We start from the raw sequence: 16,975 nt of genomic DNA, 5'->3' as shown, positions 1-16,975 counted from the left end.
GAAAGTGCCTTCGAACCTTATGGCCCAAGCCCCACTCTGACATTGGGTTATCATGCCGCCTTTCCCAATGAACGACTGATCGACATGACTGCCTTGAACGACACCCTGCTGCACGCCCTCGAACACTGCGACATGCTGATTATCGACGGGCTGCATGCATTCGATTTCTCCCTCGACGAGCAGGATCAGTTGCACGTCGAGTGCATGAACGGCCGCACCCTTGAGCATTGGCGTTTTACCCCGACGCAGATGCAGGCCGCGACCTTCGACAAAGCCCTGAAGCATTGGATCATCACCAGCGATTCGGGCGATCACCACCTGGAATGCGTGGAAGCCACCAGCGGCCACGACGATGAGGACTCCGACCATGAAGATGCGTAGCTTCTGGCCCTTGTTGATGGCCGGTAGCGTCGGCGCCATGGGCGTCCAGGCGCAGACTACCGAGCATTACCAAGTGCTGGTGGGTTCCTACACGGCGGGCCAGAGCCAGGGCATCTACCGGCTGCAGTTCGACAGCCGCACCGGCCAGCTCGATGCCAACCCGCTGCAAGTGATCAAGACCCATAATCCTTCCTGGCTGACCTTTTCCAAGGACATGACCCGGTTGTTCGTCGTCAACGAAAACGGGCCGGGCCAGAAAGACCCGGTGGGCAAGGTCAGCAGCTACGCCATCGACCCGAAGACCCATGAGTTGAGCCTGATCAATCAGGTGCAATCCCTGGGCAACGAGCCGACCCATTCCAGTTTGAGTCACGATGGCCAGCATTTGCTGGTCAGCAACTATTCCGTCCTGGAAAACCCGGGCGGCACGCTGGTGGTGCTGCCCGTGGGCGCGGACGGCAAGCTGGCGCCGGTGGTGCAGTCGGGCAGCCATCAGCCGAGTGGGGTCAATCCCGAGCGGCAGAAGTCCGGTCATGTGCATTCCGCGGTGCCGTCACCCGATGGCCAGTATGTGTTCGCCAATGACCTTGGGGCGGACAAGGTGTTCGTCTATCGCTACGACCCCAAGGCCAACCCCGAGCTGCCGCTGACGCCTGCCGATCCGCCGTTCGTGCAGCTGCCACCGGGTAGCGGGCCGCGCCATCTGTTGTTCAGTGGCGACGGCAAGCACGCCTGGCTGACCATGGAGATGACCGCCCAGGTCGCGGTATTCGATTACCAGGACGGTCGCCTGACTCAGCGTCAGCTGGTCGATCTGGCCGACGGAAAGCCCCAGCCAGGTAAAGCGGCAGCAGCGCTGCATGCCTCCAGGGACGGCAAGTTCCTGTACGTCAGCAACCGTGGCATCACCAACGAAATGTTGGTGTTCGCCGTCGACCCGGCCTCCGGCACCTTGAAGGAGCTGCAGCGACGCTCCGTCGAGGGTGATCATCCCCGCGAGTTCAGCCTCGATCCGAGCGAAAGATTCGTCTTGGTCGCCAATCAGAAGAGCAATCAGATTGTCGTCATCGAACGCGATCCCAAGACGGGCCTGCTGGGAAAAACGGTCCAGAAACTTCCGATGGATGCACCGAGCGACGTGAAATTCATGGTTCGTCAATGACGTGGAGGCCCCGACTTTCGGGACCTTCGCCGTTGTATCAACGGGGCTGATAGTCGCTAGTATTACAAAGCATTTCAAGACGAGACGCCTCGGCGCGTAAGTTTGCTTCACGGCCCCACCGGGCAAAGCAGCCAACTGAATCCGAGGACTACCGCCATGAACCTGAATCTTTTTTCCGTGATCGCCGCTTCCGCCATCTCCGCCACTGTGGCATTGCCCGCCAGTGCCAGTATCGAGATCAGCGACAAGAAAAACCGCACCCAGAGTTACACCGAGAAATACCTGCAACAAAGCGCCAATTTCTACGCCGCGCTGGATCACAAGACTCAACACTGAAACACGCTGACCACTGAAGCCTGCGATCTTTTCGTTTCCTGGTGAATGCCAGGGAGAGAAAAGATCGCAGGCTTCGTCGTTCCGGGAAGAAAATCCCGTTGTGATATCACATGGCCATGTGTTTAAATTTGACGCTAGTTAATTGACTCCTTACTGATAAGGATCGACACCATGGCGATGCGTCTGGCAATGATGCTGCTGTTTCTCTACTCCACCCCGATTGTTTCGGCTGCCCAGCCCGTTTCCGGTGAACTGGAAGTGGCTCGCGAGCGATTATTGAGTCTGATTCACGACTGATAGGTTCAGGTCAGCTCGTCGAACTCCCTCGCCACAAAAGCGCACTCGGCGGACCAGGATTTACTTGGCCATGATTGCCACGAACAGCTCTGAATCGAGCAGGCCCTGCAACCATTCCTGCAGCCGAGGGTAGGGCGCCTGGGTGAACCAGTGGCGGTCGACATGGGCGAATTGGCGCACGAACGGCATCAGCGCCACATCCGCCAGGCTCAGGTGACCCGAGGCGAGGTATTTCCGGGTTCCGAGCAGTCCTTCCAGCTTTCGCAGAAAGACTTCGCCTTCGCTCCGATAATGGACTGCTGAGTGTTCGGGATGACGCTCCGGGTATTTGTAGCGGTTCAGATTGAGCTTGAAGACCTGGTCGTTTTCTTCGATCAAGGTTGCCGTCAGCGCACGCCTCTCGGGGTCGTCCGCCAGCCTCCAATCCTGCGGGTCATGCTGGTCCAGGGCCCAGCGCATGATCTCCAGGCTTTCATCGATGACTTGCCCGTCGGCATGCAACACCGGCACGGTGCCTTTGCTCGACAGCGCGAGCATTTCGGCTGGCTTGGCCTTGAGGCTGACTTCGACGATGTCCAGCGCGATACCGCTGTAGCGCAGCGCCATGCGGGCGCGCATCGCGTAGGGGCAGCGGCGGAAGGAGTACAGCGTGACGTGGCTCATTTCACCTCCACCGTGCTCAAACCGTTTCCTTGACGCCGAACCTGGATCTGCACCGGGATCCGCTCATGCATTTCCTGCACGTGGGAGATGACCGCGACCTTGCGGCCCTGGGCCTGCAAACCGTCGAGAGCGTCCATTGCCAGTTGCAGCGACTCGGGATCGAGACTGCCGAAGCCTTCGTCGATGAACAGCGATTCGATTCTCAGTGTGTTGGACGCCATCGAGGCCAGGCCCAGCGCCAAGGCCAGGGAGACAAGGAAGGTTTCGCCGCCGGACAACGAATGCACCGAGCGCAATTCATCGCCCATTTCCGTGTCCATCACCAGCAGGCCGAGCATGCTGCCGCCGCGCTTGAGTCGGTAGCGGCGAACCAATTGTCGCAACTGGGCGTTGGCGTGGTGGACCAGCAAGTCGAGGTTATACGCCTGGGCCAGTTTGCGGAAACGGTCGCCGGTCGCCGAGCCGATCAATGCGTCCAGGCGCGCCCAGCGTTGGTACTCGGCATAGGCTTGCTCGATCTGCTGGGCGAGAGCCTGGTTGGCGCTTTGTCGGCGCTGGTCCTCGGCCTGTTCGGCACGCAGCTCAGCACAACGTTGTTCACTGGCGGCGAACAGTCCCTGAAGCGTGGCCAGGGCTTCGGCCAACTGATCGGCCTGCAGGTTGCCGTTGTGTTGCGACTGGTGGTTTTGCAGCCGCTGCTCGCGCTCGGTGAGCAATACACGGGCCTGCTCGATGGCTTTTTCGCTGTTGATCAGGCGTTGTCGCAATTGGACGACGTGCTGCTCATCAAGGCTGATCAGGGCATCGAGCGCTGCATCGTCAAGTTCAGGGTGGGCGCTGCGCCATTGGGCGATGCTCGCGGCCAAGGTCTGTTGTTCAGTCTCAAGGGCCTGGGCCTGTTCATGCCGGGCCTTGAGTTCGGCAGCCAATTGCACAAGGCTGTTGCGCAGATCCTGCAACTGTTGATTGGCGGTTGCCTCGGCGTGGCGCGCCTGCTCCAGCGCCAGGTCGAGTTGCTGCTGCCACTGTTCGGCGCTGCTGTGTTCGCCGAGCAGTTGGCGAAGTTTTTCCTGGCAGGCCTGGTGTTGCTCGTCCAGGGCACTGGACTGGCGCTGCGCCGATTCCAAATGCTGCACGCGGACATGCTGGCGGTCCTGTTCTTTCTCCAGGACTTGCTGACGCTGAAGTTGCTCGGCGAGCTCTTCGCGTTGCTGTTCCAGTTGCGCCAGGCGCTGGGTGATACGCTGATCGAGCTGCATGAACGTGGCGGCCGGTTCACTGCGCAGGGCCTGCAATGTGTCGGCCGGCAAGAGCGCGCTGAAGTGCTCAAGCTCCTCATCCAGGCGCTGGCGGTCTCGGGCCAGTGCCTGTAGCTGATTATTCAAGTGTTGCGCGGCTTGCTGGCTGGCTGTCTCTGCATCGCGCAGTTGCTGTGTCAGGCGCGCGGCGTCCTGTTGCAGCGTGAGCAAGGCGGCTTGGCGTTGTTCGTCCTGGCTGATGAGTTGGTTCAGCTGTCCGGTTTGCTGGGTCAGCCAGGCGTCGCGCTTGTCTGGATCCTGAGCCAGCAACTGTTCCGACAATGGATGGGCTTCGAGGCTTGGCGCGAGGCTTTGTTGCTGCGCGGCGAGTTGTTCCTGTTGCTGTTTGAACTCCTTGAGCTGGGCGATGACTCCGCTGTATCGGGCCCGCAGGTCAATGACTTTTTCGTTGAGGACGTCCACCGCCTTGCGGGCGTTGGCCTGTTCGCTTTCATCGAAGCGCCCAAGGCTTTCCAGCAGCGCTTCGGGTTGGTGGTAGGGATGTTCAACGCTGCCACACACCGGGCAAGGGTGGTTATCCTGCAGCTGTTCGCGCAGTTGCTCGACGCTTTCGCTGCGGGCCAGGCGCTGGCGTTCCAGCAGTTCGCGGGTCACGGTCCAAGTCTGTTCGGCGATTGCCAGCTCGGCCTTGGCTTCGCTGCCTTCGCGCACCAGTCGGTCGCGTTCCTGCAAGGCGCGTTGCTGGCGTTGTTCCAGTTCGGCGACACGTTTGTCCAGGTCCTGCTGACTGGCCCAAAGCCGGGCAAGGTCTTCGAACGCGCGCAACTGCTTGCGGTTGTCCTGCAGCAGATTGCCAAGCAACTGGATCTGTTCGGCCACCGCCTGCGGTTCGGCGCCGGCCTCCTTGTAGAGCACTTCGAGGCTCTGCCGACGGATTGCCAGGTCCTCGGCGGCGCGAGCGGCGTTTTGCTCCAGCAGCACGAGTTCGTCCTGGCCCTGGTTCAACCGATTGCCGACCTGCATCAATTGCTGGAGCCGATCGCGATAGGCGCTCCAGGCATCGCCCAGCGGTGCGAGGTCAGTGCTTTGTTCCAGTTCGGCCGCGATCTGCCCAAGGCGCTCGCCAACCTGTTTTTGTTGTTCCAGCAAGGTGTCGTGGGTGCGCTGGCCGTCGATGGCAGCCTGTTGGGCCTGCCGCAACTGCTCGGCGCCTTGTTCGACCTCCTTGGTCAGGCGGGCGAGGCTGCTTTGTTCATCGAAGGCCTGGCGTAGCAGTGGCGTGCAGTCGACGCTTTGCTGGCGAGCGGCGGCCAGGGCCAGTTGCGCGACGCCCAGGTTTTTTTCCAGCTCGGCCTGCCGTTCATGCAGCTCGACGTGCTGCTGGGTCAACTGCTGGATCCTGGCCGCCAGCGGGTCGAGCTGTCGGGTCAGTTCCGCTTGGCGGATGAATTGATGCCGCTGGGGCGCCAGTTGTTCCAGGCGGATCAGCTTCAGGCGTCCGTCGGCCTGCGAGTCCCAATCGGCCTGGGCCTGTTGCAGTTGTTCGACGGCGCTGGCCTGTTCATCCTGCAACTGGCGCAGGTCCTTGAGCCAGGCTTGTTGTTGCTCCAGTTGCTTGAGCTGCGCCTGTTGGGTCTTGAGTTGCTGCTGGGCTTCATTGAAACGCTGGTCCAGCTCGGCGCGGGCTTCGGGAGGCAGTGGCGTGACACCGCTGGCTTGGTCTTGCAGCTGCTTGTGGGTTTCCTTGGCCTGCTTGGCCTTGTCGAAGGCGCGGCGGCCGAGGCGCGTATACAGGGCGGTGTCGGTGAGCTTTTCCAGCAATTCGCTGCGGTCGTTGTCGTCGGCCTTGAGGAAGGCGCTGAACTCGCTCTGGGCCAGCAGCACGGCACGGGTGAACTGTTCGAAGTTAAGGCCGAGGACAGCTTCCAGTTGCGCTTTGTATTCGCCTTTCTGGCTGGCAAGCAGTTGGTCATTATCCAGGTCCCGCAGGCTCTGGCGGCTGGCTTGCAGCTTGCCGGCGGCTTTTTCCCGGGCACGATTGGCCTCCCAGCGGGCTCGGTAGCGGCGACCGTCGATGCCGCGGAAATCCACTTCGGCATACCCATCGCCGGTACCCCGGCGCAGCAGCGTGCGTGGATCGCCCGTGGCGATTTCGCCGTCGGCATCGGGCACCTTGGCGTCACGACCGGTGTTGTTCAGGCGCGGTACCGCGCCAAACAACGCCAGGCACAAGGCATCGAGCAAAGTGCTCTTGCCCGCGCCCGTAGGGCCGGTGATGGCAAACAGGCCGGCGCTGGCCAAGGGGTCGACGGTGAAATCGATTTCGAATGGCCCAGCCAGGGAGGCGAGGTTCTTGAGGCGGATCGCGAGGATTTTCATGGCTGTTCGCTCTCCATCTGCACATCCTGTAACAGCACGGCGAAATCCTTGAGGGTCTGTTCATCGACCGCGCTGCCGTAGGTGTCCTGCCAGGCGCGGCTGAACAGTTCCTGCGGGCTGAGCTGGTCCAGTTCGATCAGCCCCGCACTCTCGTCGGCATCGCTGGAGCTGCCGCTTCCGGCGTACTCGGCGGCGATCCGTACCAGCCGCACGGCTTTGCCTTGCAGCGCGGTTTCCACCTGATGTCGCAGGTCCGGCTGCGGTTCATCGAGGCGCACCCGGACTTCCAGCCAGGGCTGGCGATGAATGTCTGCCAGCAGGTCGATGTCCGGCAAATCGTTCAGTTGCACCAGGATATCGGCCAGCGGGGCCGGGCCCAGGCGTTGCAAGTTGACGGCGCGGGGAATCAGCCGTGGCTCGACGTTCACCAGGGTTTCGCCGTCCAAGGTGATGTCGAGGATCTGGTGTCGGTAGCCGATCTCGGAAAACGACAATGGAATCGGCGATCCGCTGTAGCGAATGCGTTCCTCGCCGTTGACCTTCTGCGGCTTGTGCAAGTGGCCGAGGGCGACATAAGTGATGCTCGGGCCGAACAGGCTGGCCGGGAGGGCTTCGGCGTTGCCGATGATCAGGCTGCGCTCGGAATCTTCCGATACCGAGCCGCCGGCCATGTGCGCATGACTGACGGCGATCAGCGCCTGGCCCTTCTTGCGCTTGGCGTTGGCGGCTGCAATCAGCCATTCATGTACCTGGCCGATGCCCCGCAAATAATCATCTCCCAGTTGTGCGCCCGTGACCTCGGCCGGTCGCAGGAACGGCAGGGCCAGGCACCAGGCCCGGACCTTACCCTTGGCATCAGGCAATGGCAGCAGCAGACGCTCGACGTCGAGCAGTCCATCGTCCAGCCACAGGACGCGGCCCAGGGCATGGGTGCGCAAGCGGCGCATCAACGGCGCCGGCAATTCGATGCGCGAGCCAGAGTCGTGGTTGCCGGCGATCATGACGATGGTCAGGTTGGCGTTCTGTTCGTGGGCGCTGACGATGAAATCGTACAGGCGCTCCTGAGCTTTGACCGGTGGGTTGACGGTGTCGAAGATATCGCCGGCGATCAGCAGCGCGTCGGGCTTTTCGCTGGCCAACTGACGCAGCAGCCAATCAAGGAAACAGGCGTGTTCGAAGTCGCGATCCTGGCCGTGGAGGTTTTGCCCCAGGTGCCAATCGGAGGTGTGAAACAGACGCAAGGCAGACTCCAGAAAACAGACGATGGCCGCAGGAAGAGAGGCGGCGCAAAAATGCAGAGTTTACTGGGAAACGCTGGCGAGGGGCTGCTCAACTTTGTCGGGCGGGCCGTTATAGCCACTGAAGCTCATTGGAGCCCCGCTATTTGGGATAAAGCGGCGGCAGGCTGGAATCACTGGCAGCGTCCGGTGCTCCCTCCAAGGGTGGAATGGCGCGAATGGCGCGCCAGAGGTCTTCGCCTTGCCAAAGCTGGCCGGTCTCGCTGTACAGGGCGCCGTTCAAGCCGTCGAGGGCGTCGGACAGTGGCACGAAGCGCGCTGCCATGTCGGCCAGGGTTTCCGGTTGCTGCCGGGCCCAGGCGTCCAAGGCCTGGCGAGTGGCGTGCGGGTCGTTGGCCAGGCAGGCGCGCTTGAGGTCATCGAGCAGGGTGCGTGGGCTAGGTCCGGCCTGGGTCGAACGCAGGACGGCGGGTTGCCGGCGGGCGCGCCACCACAGGCCGAAACCGAGCAGCGTCGTACACGTCAGGATGAGCGTGCTCAACTGCCAGTACCAAAGCGTCTCGCTGTCGACGGTCGTGACGATCTGCGTCGTGCCCGCTGGCGTGTCGACCATCAGGCTTGGATTGTTCGCCACTTGCAGGGTCCGCGCGGGGAGGCTGGTGCGGTCCAGGTGATCTTCCAGGGTGTTCCACCAGACCACTTCAACCGGTGGCAGCTCAATGGTGCCGCTGCGGTTGGGCACCAACGCCTCGCGGTCTTCGCGACTGCCCACCAGGCCGCGTTCGCTGCTGCGACTGCTGAGCACCGGCTGGTCTGGATAACGGCGCAGGCCGTTGATCTCAGTGGCAGGCAGCGGCGGCAATTGGGCACTGGTCAAGCCTTCGGCTTCAAGGGTCAGGCTGCGGGTCAGTGAATCACCGACCTGGCTGTGGGTCGGTTCCGGGCTCCAGCTTTCACTCAAGGAAAGGCTGCGGGCCGGTAGCCAGGGAAGGTCGGCCGGATAGCTGGCGGGTTTTGGCTTGACGGCCAGCTGCAGTTGCGTGGAACTCACACGCATCAGTTGGCCGGGCTTGGCGCCGGGCGTCGCGTTGCCCTGGGCCGCCGGCTCGACCAGCGTGGCGCTGAAGGTCTGGGCCGGGACCGCCAGCTCGCCGCTACGCTGCGGATAGATGCCGTAGCGCAGTTCGATCACGCCGTGGCGCACGTCGTTGATGACTTTCTCGTAAGTGCGCGATTCCCCCAGTTGCTCGGTGCGTGCGTCGGGAATGTGCAGGGGGGTCAGGCTGCTGTCGTCGTAAAGCGACACTGAATGGTAGATGCGCAAGGTCAGGATAGCCTGGGCCTGTACATACACTTCGGCCTGGTCGAGGCTGGCTTCGATGAACACCGGCGCGAGGGTGCCGGAGGCGTTGCGGGTCTCGCTTTCGATCACCTGCAACGTGATCGGCTGGCTGGCCACTTCGCCCAATTGCAGCGCCGGAATCACCACAGTGCCGCTCTGGCGGGGAAGCAACGTGACGATCCAGCGGGTGGTAGCGCGGTTCTCGCCGTCGAGGGTGGTCAGTTGGTTGACCTGGCGGGTGCCTCGTACGTCGAATAAGGCCTGGAGCGGGCTCAGGTCAGGCTTGCCGAACAGCGTGGCGTCGTTGGATTCCAGCGTCAGCTCCACGGTTTCCCCGGAATTCAGCCGGCTGCGATCCACGCTGGCAGTCAACTGCGCAGCCTGGGACCCGGCAGCCCAGAACAGCAAGACGAGGAGGTAGGCGGTGAAGCGGGTCATCGGTTTTTTTCCTGGGCCTGGTGGCTTTGCTGTTCGTACCAGAATTTGCGCCTGAGCAGCTCACCCGGGTTGTCCGGGATCTGGCGCAGCCATTGTTCCAGCGCCTGGCGTTGTTCTTCTTCGTTGCGTTGACCCGCCGCCGGGCGAAGCGGCGGGGTGGTGGTCTGCTCGTCGGGCAACTCGCTGCCCGGTACATCCTGGGCGCCGGGTGGTGGTGCTTCGGGCGCCTGGTCGTCGTCCGGCGTGGCTGTCGCTTCGGAGGAGGGATGGCCCTGCTCGGATGACTGGCTCGGCCTGTCGGCCTCCTGCGGTTGCTCCGTGGCAGGCTGTTCCTGGTTTTCGGCAGGCTTGGGCTCGTCCGGGGGCGGAGTCTGTTCCTTCAGCAGGCTTTCCACCAGGGCTTTGTTGGTCTGCGCCGGGCGCAGGTCCGGTTGCAATTCCAAGGCCTGCTCATAGGCATCGATCGCAGCCTCCAGCTCACCGCTGCGGGCCAGGGCATTGCCGCGATTGTAGTGGGAACGGGCGTCGTTGCCTTCTGCAAATCGTCGGGCCGCTTCGCCGTACTCGCCGGCTTCGTACAGGGCGACGCCTTGCCATTGGCTGTCCTCGAAACGGGCAGCGGCCTCGGCCGGGCGTTTTTGCTTGAGCAGATGCTGGCCCTGCTGGTCGGGACGCAACCACAAATCCTCGAACTCAAAAGCGTGGCCGGTTTGCGGCAATACGAACAACAACGGCAGGCAGAAAAGCCAACCGCGTCGCCCGGCGCACGCTGCCAGCAGCAACAACGGCAAAAGCAGCCAATAACCCTGGTCGGCCCAGGTGTCGAGGCGCAATGTCTGGCCATCGCTGCGCAGTTGACGCGGCCCGTCCAGCAGGCCCAGGCCGCGCAGGTCGCTGTCGTCCAGACGCGCCGGGCGATATCGGCCGTCCAGCTCATTGACGAAGGACTTGAGGCTCGGACTGTCCAGGCGCGGCACCAGGATCGCGCCCTGGGCGTCCTTCAGGTAACTGCCATCGTCCTGGGCCACCGGCGCGCCTTCACGGGTGCCAATGCCGAGCATCAGCAAGCGGGTGGCGGAGCCGTCCATGACCTGGCGGATGCCTTGGCGCTCCTGCTCGTTCAGGGACGAAGCGATCAGCAGGATCCGGCCGTGGCCGAGCCCGGCCTGGTCCAGCAGGGCCATGGCCTTGTTCACGGCCAGGTCGGCGCGATGGCCGCCTTGGGGCATGATCGATGGCGCCAGCGCTTCGAGCAGGTTGGCGCTGGTGGCCAAGTCATCGGACAGCGGCACCAAGGTGTGGGCGCTGCCGGAATACACGATGATCGCGGTCTGGGCGTCACTGCGGTTGTGCAGCACGTCCAGCACTTTTCGCCGGGCTTGTTCCAAGCGGGTGGGCGGGACGTCGGTGGCGAGCATCTCTGGCGTCAGTTCGAGGATGATCACCAACGGATCGGCGGGTTTCTGGCTGGTCTGTTCGACGCGTGTCCAGCTGGGACCAAGCAAGGCCAGCACCATCAACAGCCAGCCCAGGCCCAGGGCAATCCAGGGCAGCTTGCTTTCGCGACCGCTGCCACCGCTGAGCAACACTCCATGGAACGCCGCAGGCAGGATCATCTGCCAGCGGCCCACGCGTTTTTGCCGATGCCAGAGCTGCCAGAGCAGCCAGCCCAGCAACGGCAGCAGCAGGATGAAGCCGGGGCGCAGCCAATGCGGCCAGAGCGCGATCATCGGCGCCTCCGCAGTCGCAGGCGTTTGAGCCGCTGGCGCCATTCGGAGGGGTGCGAGGGTTGGAACAGCGGCTGGGTGAACAGGCGTTGCAACGGATTGTCCGGCCAACGTTCCCGGGCCACCAGCAACATGCTCAATACCAGCGCAACGGCCAGGGGCCACTGATACAAGGCATGGGCTGGGCGGGCTTGAGTTGGTTGCTGGGTCACTGGTTCGAGTTGGTCAAGGCTCGCCTTGATCGCCAACAGTTGCTCGCCATCCTCGGCCCGGAAATACTGGCCGCCGGTGACTTGAGCGATTTCCCTGAGCGTCGCTTCGTCGAGGTCCAGGCTCGGGTTGACGCCCAGGAAACCGGCGGTGCCACTTTGTTCCGGGTCGGCGCCTACGCCGATCGGGTAGATCTTCACGCTTTCATCGGCAGCCAGCCGCGCCGCGGTCAGGGGATCGATCTGGCCACCATTATTGGCACCATCGGTCACCAGGATCAGCACGCGGCTCTGCGCCGGACGTTGACGCAGGCGCTTGAGGGCCAAGCCGATGGCGTCGCCGATGGCAGTGTTCTTGCCGGCGATGCCTACGCGCGCTTCGTCGAGCCAGCCCCGCACGGTGTGGCGGTCGAACGTCAGCGGCGCCTGCAGATACGCCTGGGTACCAAACAGAATCAGGCCGACCCGATCACCTTCGCGGCTTTCGAGGAAGTCGCCGAGCATGCGCTGGACCAGCGCCAGACGGCTGACGTCTTCGTCGTGCCATTGCATGTCGGGAAAATCCATCGATCCCGACACGTCCACCGCCACCAGTAGGTCGCGACCGCTCGCGGCGATCGGCAGCGGCTCGCCCAGCCACTGCGGGCGGGCGGCGGCGATCAACAGCAAAAGCCAAAGCAGGATGAAGGGGGCCTGCTGGCGCCATGTCGGTAGATTGGCCCGGGCCCGCCGGCCCACCAACCCTTCGAGCTCGTCCAGGAAGCTGACCTTGAGCGCCGGCTCGCCACTGTCCGCAACCGGCAGTACCAGGCGCATTAGCCAGGGCAACGGCAACAGGACGAAGATCCACGGCCAGGCGAACTCAAACATGTTTGCGAATCCAGATCTCGACGGCCTGGGTCAGGCCGGCGATGGCTTTGTCATCGAGCTTGCATTCAGGCTTGTAGGCGCCCTCCACGAGGATCATCCACCGGGTCAGGCCCGCGGCCGGGCAGCGGTTATCCAGGAAGGCCAGCCATTTGCGCCCGTTGAGCGTGTGGCTCTGGCTGTAGGGATAGTGGTTGCGGCACAACCGCTTGAGCAGCCCATTGAGCTGTTGCAACCAGGCGCCGGCCGGCGCGCCGTCGTAGGGCTTGGCCAGTAGGGCGAGCTCGGCCAGCGCGGCCAGTCGCACCGGATCCAGCGGCTGCTCGGCCCGTGCGTTGTTGCGCTTGACGGGAATGAACCGGCGCAATTGCCACGCACCCACTCCCAGGAGGGGCAGCAACACCAGCAATAGCCACCAGCCCGGCGCGGGCGGCCAGAATTCGATGGGCGGCGGGGTCATGAGTGGCTGCAACTGGTCCAGGCTGCTCATCGGGCTTTCCCCGGCCGCTTGGGGTTCAGGTACTCGCGCAATTGTTCGACCATGTCGCCCTGGGTGCTCAAGGGCAGCATCAGGATCCGCAGCTTCTGGGCCAACATCTCCCAGCGCTCCAGCCGTGCTTCGGCCTGGGCGCGATAGGTCTGGCGCAACTCGAGATTCAGTGTGTCGAGCTCCAATTGCTCGCCACGCTGGGCAAAGCGAAGCAATCCGGCGGCGGGCAGGGCGTGATCCAACGGGTCGGATAGCGGCAAAAGCAGCAGGTCGCAATGACGCGACAACAGGCTCAGTTGCTGCTCGGCGCTGTCGGACAAGGCGCGCTCGTCGCAAATCACGATCGCCAGGCTGCCCGGACGCAGCACTTCCCGGGCCCGGCGCAAGGCAACGCCGAATGAGTCGCGGTCGGATTCGCCGTCGGGCTGCAGTGACTGATTGACCCGCACCAGACGGTTGAGCAGTTGCAACAGGCTCTGTTTGCTGCGCCGTGGTTTGACTTCGTAGTGGGTATTGTTGCCGAACACCAGTCCGCCGACCCGGTCGTTGTGCCCCAGCGCGGCCCAGCCGATCAGGCTCGCGGCGCGGGCGGCCAGCACCGACTTGAAAATCAGTCCTGAGCCGAAAAACAGGCGATGGCTTTGCTCGATCATGATGAAGATCGGTCGCTCGCGCTCTTCATGGAACAGTTTGGTGTGGGGCTCTTGGGTACGTGCGGTGACGCGCCAGTCGATGGTGCGCACATCATCGCCGGCCTGGTAGACCCGCACCTGGTCGAAATCCACCCCGCGCCCGCGCAGCTTGGAGTGGTGCAGGCCGATCAGCGGGCTGCGCTGGCCAGGCGTGGAGAACAACTGCACTTCACGCACGCGATGGCGCATCTCGATCAGCTCCGAAAGGCTGACGCGGATGCCCGGGACCGGCGCGAGTGGGTTGTTCACGACGTCGATACTCAAGCGACGGCGACGACGTCGAGAATTCGCTGCACGACCCGGTCCTGGTCAATGCCGGCGGCCTCGGCTTCGAACGACAGGATGATGCGATGGCGCAGCACGTCGAACAGCACGGCCTGGATATCTTCCGGGCTGACGAAGTCGCGCCCGGCCAGCCAGGCGTGGGCACGGGCGCAGCGATCCAGGGCAATCGAGCCGCGTGGGCTGGCGCCGTAGGCGATCCACTCGGCCATTTCCGGGTCGAACTTGGCTGGGTTGCGGGTAGCCATGATCAGTTGCACCAAGTATTCCTCCACGGCGTCGGCCATGTACAGCCCGAGGATTTCCTTGCGCGCCGAGAAGATCGCCTGCTGGCTGACGCGCCGCTCGGGCTTGGTCTCGCCGTTCAGTGCCTCGCCCCGGGCCTGTTGCAGGATGCGGCGCTCCACAGCTGCGTCCGGGAAGCCGATTTTCACGTGCATCAGGAATCGGTCGAGCTGGGCCTCGGGCAGGGGGTACGTGCCTTCCTGCTCGATCGGGTTCTGTGTCGCCATCACCAGGAACAGCGGCGACAGCTCATAAGTGCTGCGTCCGACACTGACTTGCCGTTCGGCCATCGCTTCGAGCAAGGCTGACTGAACCTTGGCCGGAGCCCGGTTGATCTCGTCCGCCAGCACCAGGTTGTGGAATATCGGCCCTTGCTGGAACACGAAACTGCCGGTTTCCGGACGGTAGATTTCGGTGCCGGTGATGTCGGCCGGCAACAGGTCGGGGGTGAACTGGATACGATGGAACTGCGCTTCGATCCCTTCGGCCAGCTCCTTGATCGCCTTGGTCTTGGCCAGCCCTGGCGCGCCTTCCACCAACATGTGCCCGTCGGCAAGCAGGGCGATGAGCAGGCGCTCGATGAGTTTTTCCTGGCCGAGAATCTGCGTAGAAAGAAAGGTTCGCAGCGCCAGCAGCGCTTCACGATGTTCCATCGATGACTGTTCCTGGAAAGGGTGGCCCAGGCGATTGGATAACGCCGGGGCTGGGGGCGTTACTTTAATGCATGGCAGGGGGTGGCGACTAACGGGATTTTGATGGGTGTGTGGATTTGTGATCGGTTTGGACCTGGCGTGGGGGCGGGCTTGCTCGCGAAGGCGTAGTGTTGTGGGAGCCGAGCTTGCTCGCGATGACGGCGGCACATTCAACTCCAATCTTCGCTAGTTTTGCATCCGAATCTCATCCACCAGCAGCTTGATTGCTGGCCTGTCGATAAGATCCAGCCACGGACCGTCCTCCACGATTGCCCCGTCATGCATCACAATCACCCGGTCAAACCGATGCAGGTGGTCAATGTCATGGGTGACACATATCAACCCCTGCCCGGCAAAAACGTCGAATAACAGGTCCCATAGAGGCGTGGTCAGCCTAGGTTCGATGGACGCGCTTGGCTCGTCGAACATATTGAATTTTCCAGGCTTGTTGATCAGGCGCAATAGCGATAGGCGTTTGGCTTCGCCTCCGGAGATATTCGAGGCATTTTCGCTGACTTGCCGTGTAGTCACGATCTCATCCAATTCCAATTGCCGTATGGCCCTAGACAAAATTGGCGATGCGCTGCTTCCGAACAGAACTGATTGTTCAAAAGAGCCTTCCAGAAACCGTGGTTGTTGGGGGCAGTACCTCAAGGCGTCCAAGTGAGCTTGGCCGGTCAAAAGTGAGACCGGTACCGAGTCGATGCTCAGTAGGTCTCGCTTTGATACATCAAGCCCTGCGAGGACTTCCAGAAAAGTGGTTTTGCCTGCGCCGCTAGGGCCCGTAACGGCCACTGACTGCCCTTGAGCAAATGCCAGGGAGCGTTTGATCGACAGGCGAAGCGGTCCCGTTCCCTCCACTTCGCAGGGTCCGAGTTCCAGAACTGAGGCACGCTGGGAATCAACCAAGGCCAGCCGATTGCTGCGATCGAAGTTCGGGAGTGATAGCAGACCCTGAAATTGACGCTGGTCCGCCAGGAACTGATCAAGAACACGATACCCTTCAGTCAAGGTTGAAATACTGAGCAGATAACTCCCGCGATTGAAAAAATGGCAACCAGCTGCCCGACGCTGATGCTGGGCTGGCTCGATAGCTGATCAACAACCCCCCATGCCAGTAATCCGCCCGTCGAGAGGCTGACGAACAGAATCTTGGCGGCGCTCAGAAAACCCCCGGAGCTTGCCGCGATCAACGCTTCATTGGCGTAGCCCTTGAAGGCCTCGTTCAACGGTTGCGTTGCGGTAAGCTCGGCGTTTTCAAGTTTTATCGCTTTGCCAGCGCTGAGGGTGTTGTATAGCCGCGCACTCAATTCATCTTCCTGGTCGTTGACCGCTTCGATGTGCTTGCGGCGCCATCGGATGATCTTATGGGTGACCAGCAAATAGATAGTTCCCAAGCCGGTCATGCTCAAAAAAACATCACTACCGCCTATGTAGAAAAAAGCGCCTCCGACGATAAGGAACTCCAGGCATAACGGTAGCCCGACGGTGACAAAAAAGTCAGCAGTTGCTCATGAGCAGTGATTCCGCGCTCAACGGATTTTATGAACTGCCCGACTCTCCATGAATTGAAATGCACAAACTCCTTGCGCATGAGGTTTGCCAGCCACTCCACAGACGCATCCATGACGATTTGCTGCACGAGCTTGGCCAAAAAATGAATGTGGAGCGGGCTGATAATGGCTTGTGCGCAACCGGCGAAAATAAGACCTGCTGTAAGTATCAGTAGCGTGTTGGGTGTTGAGATTTTTTCGCCGTGTAAGGTGTCGACAATACTACCCAAAAGCAAGGGTGGGGCCAGGGCGATAAGTTTGAGAGCAATAATTGTTGCAACGGTTGATATCAGAATCGTCGTATATTTTTTGCACGCAGCTCTAATGAATGTTTGCATAGGATGCATGTGACCCTCTGTGATTTTTATAGGGTCATGGTTTGCGATTTAATATTCAGTCGCGTGGCGAATCACCTAACTTGCGTGTTTTTTCGCAAGTGCATAATTAATAGCAGCAGGCATCTAGGCGGAATAGAGCGCAACTTCCGATGATAGCGTAGGTTTGGTCTTGGCGATCGGTAAGACGCCGGTGTAGGAAAAAGCGCTTTCCCTGGAATTCGCTTTTTCAGTTATAGATTTCAATAGTTTGAAAGGTTTAATCACCTCTGGATGAAATGCCATGAGGGCAGAGAGCAGGATTCGTGTGTGCTGAATCAGTCAGGTATCCATTAGCCAGGGTCAACG

The 16,975-nt window shown here is 61.8% G+C and carries 16 protein-coding genes; 4 read left to right on the top strand and 12 right to left on the bottom strand.

Features of this window, described 5'->3' with window-relative positions; genetic code table 11:
• Positions 1–84 precede the first annotated feature (84 nt).
• The 4 genes from J3P79_RS14430 to J3P79_RS14415 all read left to right on the top strand — a co-directional run bounded on the left by J3P79_RS14430 (position 85) and on the right by J3P79_RS14415 (position 2,176).
• Entirely contained in the window at positions 85–381 is a 297-nt protein-coding gene (locus J3P79_RS14430) for a DUF5629 family protein (protein WP_198726304.1), read from the top strand.
• Positions 368–1,543 carry a lactonase family protein gene (locus J3P79_RS14425; protein WP_434603496.1) on the top strand — a complete coding sequence of 392 codons (1,176 nt, stop codon included), beginning with the start codon at positions 368–370 and terminating at the stop codon, positions 1,541–1,543. The genes J3P79_RS14430 and J3P79_RS14425 overlap by 14 nt, the downstream gene beginning before the upstream one ends.
• A 156-nt stretch (positions 1,544–1,699) precedes the next feature.
• On the top strand, positions 1,700–1,879 hold the full coding sequence (locus J3P79_RS14420; RefSeq protein ID WP_018611529.1) for a hypothetical protein: 180 nt from the start codon (positions 1,700–1,702) through the stop codon (positions 1,877–1,879).
• 171 nt (positions 1,880–2,050) lie between these two features.
• Complete coding sequence (locus J3P79_RS14415) at positions 2,051–2,176, top strand: hypothetical protein (RefSeq protein WP_434603494.1); 126 nt, start codon at positions 2,051–2,053, stop codon at positions 2,174–2,176.
• A 60-nt stretch (positions 2,177–2,236) separates the two neighbouring features.
• Here the strand turns inward: J3P79_RS14415 and J3P79_RS14410 are convergent, their stop codons facing one another.
• The 12 genes from J3P79_RS14410 to J3P79_RS14355 all read right to left on the bottom strand — a co-directional run bounded on the left by J3P79_RS14410 (position 2,237) and on the right by J3P79_RS14355 (position 16,639).
• A complete protein-coding gene (locus J3P79_RS14410) occupies positions 2,237–2,839 on the bottom strand; it encodes a glutathione S-transferase (RefSeq protein ID WP_434603492.1) in 603 nt (200 codons plus the stop codon).
• Positions 2,836–6,477: an AAA family ATPase gene (locus tag J3P79_RS14405; RefSeq protein WP_434603490.1), complete on the bottom strand. Its 3,642-nt coding sequence runs from the start codon at positions 6,475–6,477 to the stop codon at positions 2,836–2,838. The genes J3P79_RS14410 and J3P79_RS14405 overlap by 4 nt, the downstream gene beginning before the upstream one ends.
• Positions 6,474–7,718 carry an exonuclease SbcCD subunit D C-terminal domain-containing protein gene (locus J3P79_RS14400; RefSeq protein ID WP_434603488.1) on the bottom strand — a complete coding sequence of 415 codons (1,245 nt, stop codon included), beginning with the start codon at positions 7,716–7,718 and terminating at the stop codon, positions 6,474–6,476. Before J3P79_RS14400 ends, J3P79_RS14405 begins: the two co-directional genes overlap by 4 nt.
• A 139-nt stretch (positions 7,719–7,857) precedes the next feature.
• Positions 7,858–9,495: a BatD family protein gene (locus J3P79_RS14395; RefSeq protein WP_434603486.1), complete on the bottom strand. Its 1,638-nt coding sequence runs from the start codon at positions 9,493–9,495 to the stop codon at positions 7,858–7,860.
• Positions 9,492–11,225, bottom strand: coding sequence for a tetratricopeptide repeat protein (locus J3P79_RS14390; protein WP_434603484.1), 1,734 nt, complete (start codon positions 11,223–11,225; stop codon positions 9,492–9,494). The genes J3P79_RS14395 and J3P79_RS14390 overlap by 4 nt, the downstream gene beginning before the upstream one ends.
• Positions 11,222–12,301 carry a vWA domain-containing protein gene (locus J3P79_RS14385; protein ID WP_434603482.1) on the bottom strand — a complete coding sequence of 360 codons (1,080 nt, stop codon included), beginning with the start codon at positions 12,299–12,301 and terminating at the stop codon, positions 11,222–11,224. The genes J3P79_RS14390 and J3P79_RS14385 overlap by 4 nt, the downstream gene beginning before the upstream one ends.
• Entirely contained in the window at positions 12,294–12,788 is a 495-nt protein-coding gene (locus tag J3P79_RS14380; protein ID WP_434603480.1) for a DUF4381 domain-containing protein, read from the bottom strand. The genes J3P79_RS14385 and J3P79_RS14380 overlap by 8 nt, the downstream gene beginning before the upstream one ends.
• On the bottom strand, positions 12,785–13,729 hold the full coding sequence (locus J3P79_RS14375; protein WP_434603478.1) for a DUF58 domain-containing protein: 945 nt from the start codon (positions 13,727–13,729) through the stop codon (positions 12,785–12,787). The genes J3P79_RS14380 and J3P79_RS14375 overlap by 4 nt, the downstream gene beginning before the upstream one ends.
• An 11-nt stretch (positions 13,730–13,740) precedes the next feature.
• Complete coding sequence (locus J3P79_RS14370; protein WP_039589986.1) at positions 13,741–14,700, bottom strand: AAA family ATPase; 960 nt, start codon at positions 14,698–14,700, stop codon at positions 13,741–13,743.
• Between the two features lie 225 nt (positions 14,701–14,925).
• A complete protein-coding gene (locus J3P79_RS14365) occupies positions 14,926–15,750 on the bottom strand; it encodes an ATP-binding cassette domain-containing protein (RefSeq protein ID WP_434603476.1) in 825 nt (274 codons plus the stop codon).
• A complete protein-coding gene (locus J3P79_RS14360; protein ID WP_434611471.1) occupies positions 15,747–16,145 on the bottom strand; it encodes a hypothetical protein in 399 nt (132 codons plus the stop codon). The genes J3P79_RS14365 and J3P79_RS14360 overlap by 4 nt, the downstream gene beginning before the upstream one ends.
• A gap of 23 nt (positions 16,146–16,168) precedes the next feature.
• Complete coding sequence (locus J3P79_RS14355) at positions 16,169–16,639, bottom strand: hypothetical protein (RefSeq protein WP_434603474.1); 471 nt, start codon at positions 16,637–16,639, stop codon at positions 16,169–16,171.
• Positions 16,640–16,975: the final 336 nt, after the last annotated feature.

Source organism: Pseudomonas sp. R1-7 (genome assembly GCF_051132105.1).
Lineage (GTDB): Bacteria > Pseudomonadota > Gammaproteobacteria > Pseudomonadales > Pseudomonadaceae > Aquipseudomonas.
The sequence above is the reverse complement of the archived record's forward strand: the minus strand, read 5'-3'. Positions and strand labels throughout refer to the sequence as shown.

Coding starts and splice junctions, on each gene's coding strand:
- J3P79_RS14430 (WP_198726304.1), top strand. CDS start 85: ATGACTGCCTTGAACGACACCCTGCTGCACGCCCTCGAACACTGCGAC.
- J3P79_RS14425 (WP_434603496.1), top strand. CDS start 368: ATGAAGATGCGTAGCTTCTGGCCCTTGTTGATGGCCGGTAGCGTCGGC.
- J3P79_RS14420 (WP_018611529.1), top strand. CDS start 1,700: ATGAACCTGAATCTTTTTTCCGTGATCGCCGCTTCCGCCATCTCCGCC.
- J3P79_RS14415 (WP_434603494.1), top strand. CDS start 2,051: ATGGCGATGCGTCTGGCAATGATGCTGCTGTTTCTCTACTCCACCCCG.
- J3P79_RS14410 (WP_434603492.1), bottom strand. CDS start 2,839: ATGAGCCACGTCACGCTGTACTCCTTCCGCCGCTGCCCCTACGCGATG.
- J3P79_RS14405 (WP_434603490.1), bottom strand. CDS start 6,477: ATGAAAATCCTCGCGATCCGCCTCAAGAACCTCGCCTCCCTGGCTGGG.
- J3P79_RS14395 (WP_434603486.1), bottom strand. CDS start 9,495: ATGACCCGCTTCACCGCCTACCTCCTCGTCTTGCTGTTCTGGGCTGCC.
- J3P79_RS14390 (WP_434603484.1), bottom strand. CDS start 11,225: ATGATCGCGCTCTGGCCGCATTGGCTGCGCCCCGGCTTCATCCTGCTG.
- J3P79_RS14385 (WP_434603482.1), bottom strand. CDS start 12,301: ATGTTTGAGTTCGCCTGGCCGTGGATCTTCGTCCTGTTGCCGTTGCCC.
- J3P79_RS14380 (WP_434603480.1), bottom strand. CDS start 12,788: ATGAGCAGCCTGGACCAGTTGCAGCCACTCATGACCCCGCCGCCCATC.
- J3P79_RS14370 (WP_039589986.1), bottom strand. CDS start 14,700: ATGGAACATCGTGAAGCGCTGCTGGCGCTGCGAACCTTTCTTTCTACG.
- J3P79_RS14360 (WP_434611471.1), bottom strand. CDS start 16,145: ATGACCGGCTTGGGAACTATCTATTTGCTGGTCACCCATAAGATCATC.
- J3P79_RS14355 (WP_434603474.1), bottom strand. CDS start 16,639: ATGCATCCTATGCAAACATTCATTAGAGCTGCGTGCAAAAAATATACG.